General features: G+C 35.3%; 6 protein-coding genes. 2 read left to right on the forward strand and 4 right to left on the reverse strand.

The annotated features are described in order from the left end of the window. Positions 1 to 194: 194 nt before the first annotated feature. From CJP74_RS06220 to CJP74_RS06235, 4 genes are all read right to left on the reverse strand, one after another. Complete coding sequence (locus tag CJP74_RS06220) at positions 195 to 1,445, reverse strand: prolyl oligopeptidase family serine peptidase (protein WP_119497407.1); 1,251 nt, start codon at positions 1,443 to 1,445, stop codon at positions 195 to 197. 125 nt (positions 1,446 to 1,570) lie between these two features. Further along, positions 1,571 to 3,190, reverse strand: coding sequence for a BspA family leucine-rich repeat surface protein (locus CJP74_RS06225; RefSeq protein WP_119497408.1), 1,620 nt, complete (start codon positions 3,188 to 3,190; stop codon positions 1,571 to 1,573). Between the two features lie 708 nt (positions 3,191 to 3,898). Beyond that, entirely contained in the window at positions 3,899 to 5,665 is a 1,767-nt protein-coding gene (locus tag CJP74_RS06230; RefSeq protein ID WP_119497409.1) for a BspA family leucine-rich repeat surface protein, read from the reverse strand. A gap of 334 nt (positions 5,666 to 5,999) precedes the next feature. Beyond that, the gene (locus CJP74_RS06235; protein ID WP_222986990.1) at positions 6,000 to 7,685 is read right to left on the reverse strand and encodes a BspA family leucine-rich repeat surface protein; all 1,686 of its coding nucleotides are present in this window, start codon (positions 7,683 to 7,685) and stop codon (positions 6,000 to 6,002) included. 368 nt (positions 7,686 to 8,053) lie between these two features. Between CJP74_RS06235 and CJP74_RS06240 the strand changes: the two genes are divergently transcribed. Both CJP74_RS06240 and CJP74_RS06245 read left to right on the forward strand, forming a co-directional pair. Beyond that, positions 8,054 to 9,034: a DNA cytosine methyltransferase gene (locus CJP74_RS06240; RefSeq protein WP_119497411.1), complete on the forward strand. Its 981-nt coding sequence runs from the start codon at positions 8,054 to 8,056 to the stop codon at positions 9,032 to 9,034. 52 nt (positions 9,035 to 9,086) lie between these two features. Then, positions 9,087 to 10,172 (forward strand): HpaII family restriction endonuclease, encoded by a 1,086-nt coding sequence (locus CJP74_RS06245; protein ID WP_119497412.1) that lies wholly within the window; start codon positions 9,087 to 9,089, stop codon positions 10,170 to 10,172. Positions 10,173 to 10,517: the final 345 nt, after the last annotated feature.

Here is a 10,517-nt window from a genome sequence, read left to right on the forward strand (position 1 = left end):
TGCTTTTGCTTTTGCTTTTGTCGGTACAAAAAACTCCCCCTAAAATTTTTAGGAGGAGTTTTTTCAACTAAGAGCTGTAAAGCAAGTGAGGTAGATAAGTTGATCACTAAATTAGTAATATCGTTTTCTACCTGAAGCTCTCTAATGTTATAAATTACAAAAAAAGAGAAGTTACAGATCTATTGCTTTTTTCTCTAATCTTTTTTCTGAGCAAATAACCAATCTTGAATTGCTGGGATATTATAAGAAATTTCCCAAGTACCTAAGTGAGCTTGAGCAGGATGAGTGCTATTTGGATCGGCAATTTGCACAGGTAAAGTGCCTGAAGCAATTACAGCATAGTGAATATTGCCACCTTGAGCTAAAAGCTCTTGCGTTGCTTGATTCAGTTCTGCCACACTAGCATTTCCTTGCCATGTTGCTTGTCCGATTTTTGCTCCATGTTTTGCTAGTTCGGCAAGAATTGCATTTTGTCCAGGATAAGCTTTTTTGTCATCCTGAGATACAAAAATAAAGAGCTTGTTGTTTGCCATAGGAACAGTTTTAGCTGGATCCCATTGGCAGGCAACTAAGTAGCTAGCAGCAAAGAAGTCTGGATATTTGCTGTTCATGGCAATAGACATCATTCCACCGCCTGATTGCCCTGTAGTATAAAGGCGTTTTGCATCTATGTTATATTGTTGTTGCAGGCTTTTAATTAGATTAATGGTTGGATCTAAGTCAACTGGATCATCAGAATTGTCATTAACAATAACATGATCATATTGTGGCGCTAACACAAAAGCTTGGTGTCTTGCTTGAAACTCAGGACTAGCCCAAACTGTTGCTCCATTCCCATGTAAAAGAGTATTACGAATATTGCTGTTAGTTGCTCCAGCATCATGAATAAACATTACTAAAGGATAGCTCTTGGTCGGATCATAATCTTTAGGAACATAAAGGTTATAAGGTACTTGTATCCCTGTTTCTGGATCAGTATAAACATATTGCTTAAAGTCATCAACAACGAGGTTAATGGTTTTACTGCTTGTTGCTTGACCAGGAGCTACTTCTTGACCTTGAGCATCTACAAGAGCTTGTTTTTGTTGCACATTAAGCACAAGTTGGCGTTCTACTGAAGGTTCACGCGGTTCATGTGTAGTTAGAGCCGCTAGCTCATCATTGCCATCTAGTTGAAGGATAACTATATTGCCGTCCCCAGCTGGAGCTTGGAGGTCTAGAGCATTAGTTGCATAAACGCCAGTAATAGTTCTTCCCTCTATCGCAAAGCTACTGATTTTAAGATCTTTATTACTGATAACCTCATCGTATTCGAGAGCTGCCGCTACCAATTTTTGCCCACTTGAAGTAGGTACACTAATGGCAGTAACATTTTTTAGAGCTGCCATACTTGGCAAGCTCATTGCTAACAGAGCGTAACAAAGAGATAATTTTAATTTATTCATATTTTTAAGTACAAGTATTGTTAAGTGTGCTGTTATATGAATATATTGCTAATAAAAATAAAATTCAAGCCAATCGCAAAAATATAAATTAATCCCCTCAAGCAAAACTGCTTGAGGGGATAGTTTTATTCAAATTTTGGTTGATATTCTGGCTTTAAAGCCTTGGCATTAACAAAAGCATTAGCATAGAATCTTACTTTACTTACATTCCAAGCTCGCAGATCGCTATTAAACTTGTTAGTATCAGCAAAGATAAATTGCATGCTTTGTACTTGAGATACATCCCATTTACTGAGATCACTCGTAAAGTTTTGGGCAAAGGCAAACATGTAAGACATATCTTTAACTTGACTTACATCCCAGCCACTTAAATCTTGATTAAAAACTAAAGCATGATCAAAAAGATTGCGCATAGAAGTTACTTTACTTACATTCCATTGGCTCAGATCTTGGTTAAAGCTCGTAGCATAAGCAAAAGTATTATTCATTTTTTCTACTTGAGCCGTATTCCAATCTTTGATTTGTCCATTAAAGCTAGTTGCTCGATTAAATAAATAGGAAATGTCTTTAACTTGACTTACATCCCAGTTATTTAAGTTGGCATTAAATTTAGCCGCTCCATTGAACATGTGACTTAAGTCAGTAACCTGACTTACATTCCACATACTTAAATCTTGGGCAAAAGCTTGTGCTTGAGCAAACATAGCTCGCATACTAGTTACCGAAGCCGTATTCCACTTGCTGAGATCCTGGTTAAAGCTCGTAGCTCCAGCAAACATGCTTTCCATATTTGTTACTTTGCTTACATCCCAAGAATTGAGAGGTTGGTTAAAGCGAGTTGCTTTACTGAACATATGTGCCATATTGCGTACATTTGCCACATTCCAAGTGCCCACTTGCCCATTAAAAGCCTCTGCTTGAGCAAACATGTTTTGCATATTGGTTACTTGGGATACATTCCACTTGCTTAAATCCTGATTAAAGCTCGGAGTTGCGTAAAACATGTAACTCATGTCTTGCACCTTGCTTACATCCCAAGTTTGCAGACTTTGATTAAAGTTGGAGGTACCCCAGAACATTCCTGTCATGTTTTTTACTTGGCTTACATTCCAAGAGCTTAGATCTTGGTTAAAGTCACTGCTTTTAAACATAAAAGCCATGTCTTGGACTTGAGAAACATCCCATTGATTTAAGCCAGCTTGATTAGTTCTAAATTGAGTATTACTAAAGAGACCATTCATATTAGTCACTTGTGATACTTGTAGTTTACTCAGGTCATTGTTAATAATTGTACAAGCAAAAGTACCTTGCATTGAAGTTACTTTACTTGTATCAAAACTAGCAAAATCTATATTGAGGTTTTTATACTCGTCTGGGTAACAGTAGGTATAAACTTGACCATTGTCGAGTTTATCTTCCTCAAAAGCTCCTGCAAAAAGGTAATCGATATTATCAATCCCTTCCATATTAATAAAGCTTAGATCCAGAGCCTTGCCTTGCGGATCATTGAACTCGGCAAGGTAATCAAGAAGAAAGTCTCTTAGATTTTCATTTGAAGTAAAGCTCAGTCTTACTTGTTGCGGATCTAGAGGTTGGCTTTGGATTTCTTCTGGAAGTTGATAAAAAGAAAGATCGGTAAATTGATATTTGTAACTTTTAGCTGAGGCTGGGTTACTTAGCTCCAGACTAGCAAGCAAAGCCATTGCGGTTGCGGTAAAAGATAAGAAAAGGTTCTTTTTAGGCATGGATATAACTCAATAAAAATAAAAAGCAAAAGACAAAATGAAAATAAGAGAGCTAGGCTAAGACCAAGTTAGAGCTAAGCTAAGTTAAGCTAAGTTAAGCTAAGGTCATCTAAAGACAAGCTAAAGCCAAACAAAGTTCAAGCTAAGGTCAAGCTAAAGCTAGATAAAATCAAGCTAAAGCTAAGTAAAGGTCAGCTACGCTAAACAAAGCTCAAGATAAAGTTCAAGCTAAAGACAAACAAAGTTCAAGCTAAAGCCAAGCTAAAGCTAAACTAAAGGCCAAATAAAGTTAGGCAAGCTCTTTAGCAAAAAAATAGGTACGCATATTATACTTTAATTGTTCTTTTTAAGTTGGCAAAAGCTAGAGGAAAAGATAGTTTGTTTTTTAGGAAAAATTAAGTGCACTTTAAGTGCATTTTAGAATGGAACTACTTTTTTCTTGCTTTAGGATCTTGTTTTGGGTTTTTGTTTTGGGTTTTGTTTTTGCTTTGGTTTCTTTGTTTTGGGTTTGAGGTTTGTTTATTTTTCTTTGGTTTTTGTTTGGGTGTTTGGGTTTTTGCTTTGGTTTCTTTGTATTTTGTTTCTTTATTTTGTTCTCTTTGCTTTGGTTTTTGTTTGGGGTTCTTTGGTTTTTGTTTTGCTTTCTTTGAGGGTTGTTTTAGGTTTGTTTTGCTTTCTTTGGTTTTTTGTTTTGGTTTTGGGATTAGGTTACTTAAAGCGAGGACTATAAGCCAGATTAAAGCTTCTTGCCTCTAAAAAGATATCTTGGCTTTGTAAAACTCGGCTAACATCCCAAGCCCGTAAATCACTTCTAAACCTAAAAGCATAAGCAAACATATACTCCATGTTAGTTACTTGTGCTACATTCCACTTGCTTAAGTTACTTGTAAATCTATAAGCCCCTGAGAACATAGCTCGCATGTCCGTTACTTGAGAAACGTCCCAATTACTTAAATCACACTGAAACTTAACCGCATAGGAAAACATATTTGCCATATTGTTTACTTTACCTACTTGCCATTTGCTTAGGTCGCTAGTAAAGTTTGTTGCTTGCTGAAACATTCCTCTCATGTTTGTTACTTGAGATACATCCCAATTACTTAAATCGCCATAAAAGTTCTCTGCTTTATTGAACATAAAACTCATGTCTGTAACTTGAGAAACATCCCATTTACTGAGATCACTCCAGAAAAAGCTCGCTCCACTAAACATCGCACGCATGGTTTTTACTTGCGAGACATTCCATTTGCTGAGGTTATTGCGAAAGTTTTTGGCATTTATGAACATATAGGACATGTCCGTAACCTGAGAAACATCCCAGTCCCGTAAAATGCCATTAAAGTTTTCTGCATTGCCAAACATTCCTTGCATATTTGTTACTTTACTTACATTCCAACTGCTTAAATCGCCACTAAACTTGCTCGCTTGCCAAAACATTTGTGACATATTTGTAACTCTAGCCACATTCCACTTGCTCAGGTCTTGGTTAAAGTTAGTTGCAAGAAAGAACATTCTGGACATATCCGTAACTCGACTTACGTTCCATTTACTGAGATCGCCATTAAACTGGTAGGCTCCATGGAACATGGAATGCATACTAGTTACACGCTTTACATCCCAAGTGCTGATATTACCATTAAAAACAGGCGCATACATAAACATAGCCGTCATGTTTTCTACTCGTGAAACATCCCAGTAATCAAGATCGCGATTAAAGCTTTTGGCTTCAAGAAACATACCTTGCATACTTTTAACGCGAGATACATCCCAAAAATTTAGCTCTTGGTTAAAGTCAGAAGTATAAGCAAACATGCCTGTCATGTCAGTTACGCGACTCACATCCCAAGTGCTTAGATTGCGGTTGAAAGGAGTTTCTTTGAACATAAAGGCCATGTCTGTGACATTTGAAACGTCCCAGTTACTCAAATCTTGATTAAAACTTAAAGCACTGGTAAAGAGGCTATTCATGTTTTTTACTTTTGCTACATTGAGTTGGCTAATGTCATTAGTAAAAGTCGTACAAGCAAAAGTGCCTCGCATTGAAGTAATATTACTTAAATCCAAAGTATAAAAGTCGATATTGAGAGGACGGAGATCATTGGGATTACAAGAAAAGTACACAGCTCCATTTGCCATAGTATATTCATTGATTTTACCCGCAAAAAGAAAGTCTATGTCTTTAAGTTTACTCATATTGAGAAAACTCAGATCTAGAGGTTGTCCTTGAAGATCATTGAATTTTGCAATATAGACATCTAAGAAGATTTTTAGTTTGGAGCTAGATGTAAAGGTAATCTTTACTTGAGTTGGATCTAGACGCTTTTGGGCTAATTCGGCTGGTAGTTGCTCGAAGGTAATATCTTTGAGTTGGTATTCATATGTAGGGCTAGTAGAGTTAGCGTAAAGATAATATCCTCCTGCTCCTAAACCAAGAGTTACAACCCCAATGCTGAGGCTAAGGAAGAGTTTTTTCATAAGTAGAATCCAAGGGTAATGGTAATTTTTTTACTATTTATTATAGCAGTAATAAGCATGGGGAAAGGAAAGAGGAGGAAGAGAAAATGCTAAGGCAAGGAAACTTTGCTCAGGAGTTTTGTCTTTTATCTTTAGGTTAAAAGGCATAGAAAGTCATAGGGATTGATATTTTGAGTAGTAAATAAAGTTATGGCAGTAGGTGGATTATCAAAGCTTAATGGCAAGCAAGGATAATAACCATAACTAACCCCCGTATACAGTAGGTATACGGGGGAATTTTATTGTGTTTTACGAAATTGTTTAAGAAACTCTGCAACACCACACAGGTTAATTTTTAATAGAAGTTAGGGGCTAGAGATCTATTAAATCTTCTTGCACCATTGGAGAAGTGGTCATGTTTTGTACCATGTGAAACTTTCCAGAAAGTGAGATTTTGATTAAATGCTTCAGAGAGGGCAAACATATATGACATATCATTGACATTTGATACGTTCCAGTGACTTATATCTTGGTTAAATCTAACAGTTCCTGTAAACATATATGACATATTTCTAACATTAGATACATCCCAAAATCCTATATATTGATTAAATGCTTTTGTCGCAAAAAACATATGTGACATATCTCTTACGGAAGATACTTTCCATAATCCTATGTCTTGATTGAAAGCATCTGCATAGTGAAACATTGCTTTCATATCAGTAACATTAGATACGTCCCAGTTACCTATGTTTTGGTTGAATCTCTTAGCTCGATTGAACATATGTGACATATCAGTAACTTTTGCTACATTCCAGCTACCTATATTTTGGTTGAAGGATTCAGCACCATTAAACATTGCTTTCATATTAGTAACTTTAGAAACGTTCCATCTACCTATGTTTTGGTTGAATGCTCTTGCCTTATTAAACATAGATCCCATGTTAGTAACATTAGATACGTCCCAGTTACCTATGTTTTGGTTGAACCTCGTAGCTTGCTCGAACATGGAAGCCATATCAGTAACTTTTGCTACATTCCAGCTACCTATATTTTGGTTGAATGCTTCAGCTCCCAGAAACATCCCGTTCATATTAGTAACCTGAGAAACGTTCCAGTTCCCTATGTTTTGGTTAAAAGCAGAGGCATCAACAAACATTCCCATCATATCTCTAACCTGAGAAACGTTCCAGTTCCCTATGTCTTGGTTAAAAGCTGAGGCACCAGCAAACATACTTTTCATACTTCTAACCTGAGAAACATTCCAATTGCCTATATTCTGGTTAAAGTTACTAGCTCCATTAAACATAAAAGACATAATATAAACATTTCCTACGTTCCATTTACTAATATCTTGGTTGAAGTTACTTGCGTTAGCAAACATGCTGTACATACTAGTAACATTAGATACATTCCAATTGTTTATATCTGGGTTAAATTTAGTACTGTAAAACATAGCAGTCATGTCTTGAACTTTTGATACATCCCAATTTGCGATATTAACAGCAGAAGGGACAGCAAAAGTAGCCTCGCTAAATAAGCTGTTCATATTTTCAACGTTAGATACATTAATTTTACTTAGATCAGTAGAGGGAGTGATATAAGTACAAGCAAAGGTACCTACCATTGATTTAACATGACTAAAATCTATAGTAGTTAAGTCAACGTTTATTACATTATCTAAGTCTCCTCTACATCCATAAAAGGATACTCGAAAGGTATTAGGATAAGTTCCATACAGATCTTTAGATTCATATCTCTTTAAAGTTCCTGCAAAGAGAAAGTCAACATTGTCAACTTTTGACATATCAATAAAACTTAAGTCTAAAGGCGTGTAGCTCTTTACATGATGAATGTAAGCTTGAATAAAGTCTCTTAAGGCTTTAGGATCTGTAAACGTGATTCTAACTTCTTCAGGGTTAATAACTTTAACCATGAGTTCGTTAGGAAGCTGATAGTAGGTGATATTGGTAAAGTTATATTTATATTTCGAGAAAATATTTAAAGCCGAACCTGTGTTAGAACAAGAACTTAAACCCATAGCTGCTAAACCTAACAGACTTAGGCTCCAAAAGATATTTTTCCTTTTCATAGATATGTATATTATTTAAGTTGAGTTGAGAATATATATGATTTTGTGCTGGGTAGGGAGTAATTTTTTTCTATTCTAGATAGTAAATGTTACTTATAAAAAACCAGCTCTACTATTGTTTATTATACCAATAATTTAGCGTGATTTTAACAGGAAAACCAGAGGTTTAGGCAAGTAAAATACAAGAATACTAGACTATAAATGTGTGAGGAAAATAATTGCCAATTCTTGCTTAGGTACTACCTAATAAAAGATGACGAGAAGATGAGCTTATAGTAGAATAAAGCTTAGTGCATAATTAAGAAAAGGAAAAAATAATGTACAAATCGATTGATTTATTTGCGGGAATAGGTGGAATTAGACTAGGCTTTGAGCAAGCCTTTGCTGAGCAAATAGAAACAGTTTTTGTTAGTGAGCTAGATGCTAAAGCAAGAGAAACTTATCTAGCCAACTTTAAAGATCAGGCTCAAGTAGTTGGGGATATAACTAAAGTCGATGAGAAATCCATACCTGAGCATGATATTCTCCTCGCAGGTTTTCCTTGCCAAGCTTTTTCTTTAGCTGGTAGTAAAAAGGGCTTTGAGGACGCAAGAGGAACCTTGTTTTTTGATGTAGCGAGAATTGTTAAACAGCATCAACCCAAAGTAGTTTTTTGCGAGAATGTAAAAAACCTTGTTAACCATGATAAAGGACGTACCTTTAAGGTAATTCAAAGTGTTCTGGCTGATTTAGGTTACGTTGTTTTTTCTCAAGTGCTAAATAGTAAAGACTTTGGGGTTCCCCAAAACCGCGAAAGAATTTATATTGTCGCTTTTAGAAAAGACATAGCTCCCGAGCAGTTTACTTTCCCAACAAAAACTGATACAAGTAAAGTTATTGCCGATATTCTTGAAGAGCAAGAAGTTTCTCCTAAGTACTACCTGTCTACTGCCTACCTTGAGTCTCTCAAACAACACAAAGCAAGACATGCAGCTAAAGGACATGGTTTTGGTTATGAGATCAGAGAGTTAGATTCAATTGCAGGGGCTATAGTTTGTGGTGGTATGGGAAGAGAAAGAAATCTTATCGTTGATCCTAGACTAACTAACTTTACTCCCGTAACTCATATTAAAGGAGAAATCAATCGAGAGTACATACGTAAGATGACGCCAAGAGAATGGGCTAGACTGCAAGGTTTTCCAGATGAGTTTAAATTAGTGGTTGCTGATACGCATTTATATAAGCAGTTTGGCAATTCGGTTACAATACCTGTTATTAAAGCTATAGCTCAAAAAATTATGAAGTACCTAGAGCTATAAATCGGGGTATTAAGTAATTAACATAGATTGAATTGTACTGTTGGAGATCCAAATGATAAAAGGTAATAAAGGAGAATGGTCGGAGATTTATGTTTTACTTAAACTTTTAGCCGAGGGAAAAATATATGCAGCCGACAGTAACCTTAATAAGATCAAAGATATCTATTTTCCAATTATAAAAATAATAAGAGAGGAAACTAGAGGAGAGTGTTTAGAATATTTTGCGGGTGAGACTATTACGATTTACCACAATGGGACGAAAGTAAAAGAATTATCCGCAAACGTGTTCAAGCAAGAAAATGAAAGCTTATTGAATGAGTTAAAGTGCAAATCTGCTAAAGGAGCTTTCGCAGTAGAAAATACTGAGACGTTTATGAAAGGCATTTTATGTTATAAGCTTTCTGCTCCCGCTGTGGATAAGAGTGATATTTCTATAAAAATTGTTGATGTAAACACAGGTTATAGTCCAACTGTAGGTTTTTCGATAAAATCAGAGTTAGGTTCTGCACCTACTTTATTAAATGCAGGTAAAACAACAAACTTTATCTACGAGTTAACTGATAGCCATCCTGATTTAGTAAAAGAGATTAATAGCATATACAAAGTATCTGGTGGAAAAAATCATACAGATGTCAAAGGTCGAATAAATAGACTAAGCGAAAAAGGTGTAAGTTTAACTTACAACAAAATGAATAATCAGGTTTTTACAGATAACTTGGTGCTCATCGATAGCAATATGGATAAAATTATCTCTCAAACCTTACTATATTTTTATAGAGACGGCATTAGTAATTGTGATGAAATTGTAGAAAAGCTTGAACAAGATAATCCTATGTCTTATGGAAACGTAAATGCATACAGATATAAGTTTAAGAAATTTCTAACAGCTGTTGCTCTTGGGATGAAGCCAGCTACAGTTTGGGATGGTGTAGACGAAGCAACTGGTGGGTATATAGTCGTTACCAAAGAGGGGAATGTTCTCGCTTATCATATCTATAATCGTAATTACTTCGAAGAATACCTACTGAAAAGCACTAAGTATGAGACAGCTTCAACGTCACGACATGAGTTTGGTGAAGTTTACAGGGAAAGTGATAAAAATTTTATTAATCTAAATTTACAGATTAGATTTAAATAAACATATAAAAGATTTAGAGTTATTGCTGTCAAAACAAATGTAATTTAGAATGCTTATTTTGCGAAAAACATTTAGTCTAGAAAAAAACTTTCCTAAAAAAAGCGATTAAAAAACAAAACCATAACTAACCATCTTGAACAAAAGAAAAAACTTTTAGAAAAAATCTTGTTGACATAGACTTTTTATTTGTCTATAATAGCCCACGTTGTCAAATAAATGAGACAACAAAATCAACTTCTAAAGCAAAAAATTAATTGCAAATTAGAGTTGACAGCGGGGTTAAAAATAATATATAATACTCCGAGTTGTCGCAAAAAGACAACACAAGTTCTTTAACAATTTAAC

It is taken from the genome of Psittacicella melopsittaci (assembly GCF_003585925.1).
In the GTDB taxonomy this organism is placed as follows: domain Bacteria; phylum Pseudomonadota; class Gammaproteobacteria; order Enterobacterales; family Psittacicellaceae; genus Psittacicella; species Psittacicella melopsittaci.

What these genes read in the sequence shown, in the direction of transcription:
- CJP74_RS06225 (WP_119497408.1), bottom strand. Translation starts at nt 3,190, where the DNA reads ATGCCTAAAAAGAACCTTTTCTTATCTTTTACCGCAACCGCAATGGCT.
- CJP74_RS06220 (WP_119497407.1), bottom strand. Translation starts at nt 1,445, where the DNA reads ATGAATAAATTAAAATTATCTCTTTGTTACGCTCTGTTAGCAATGAGC.
- CJP74_RS06235 (WP_222986990.1), bottom strand. Translation starts at nt 7,685, where the DNA reads ATGGGTTTAAGTTCTTGTTCTAACACAGGTTCGGCTTTAAATATTTTC.
- CJP74_RS06245 (WP_119497412.1), top strand. Translation starts at nt 9,087, where the DNA reads ATGATAAAAGGTAATAAAGGAGAATGGTCGGAGATTTATGTTTTACTT.
- CJP74_RS06230 (WP_119497409.1), bottom strand. Translation starts at nt 5,665, where the DNA reads ATGAAAAAACTCTTCCTTAGCCTCAGCATTGGGGTTGTAACTCTTGGT.
- CJP74_RS06240 (WP_119497411.1), top strand. Translation starts at nt 8,054, where the DNA reads ATGTACAAATCGATTGATTTATTTGCGGGAATAGGTGGAATTAGACTA.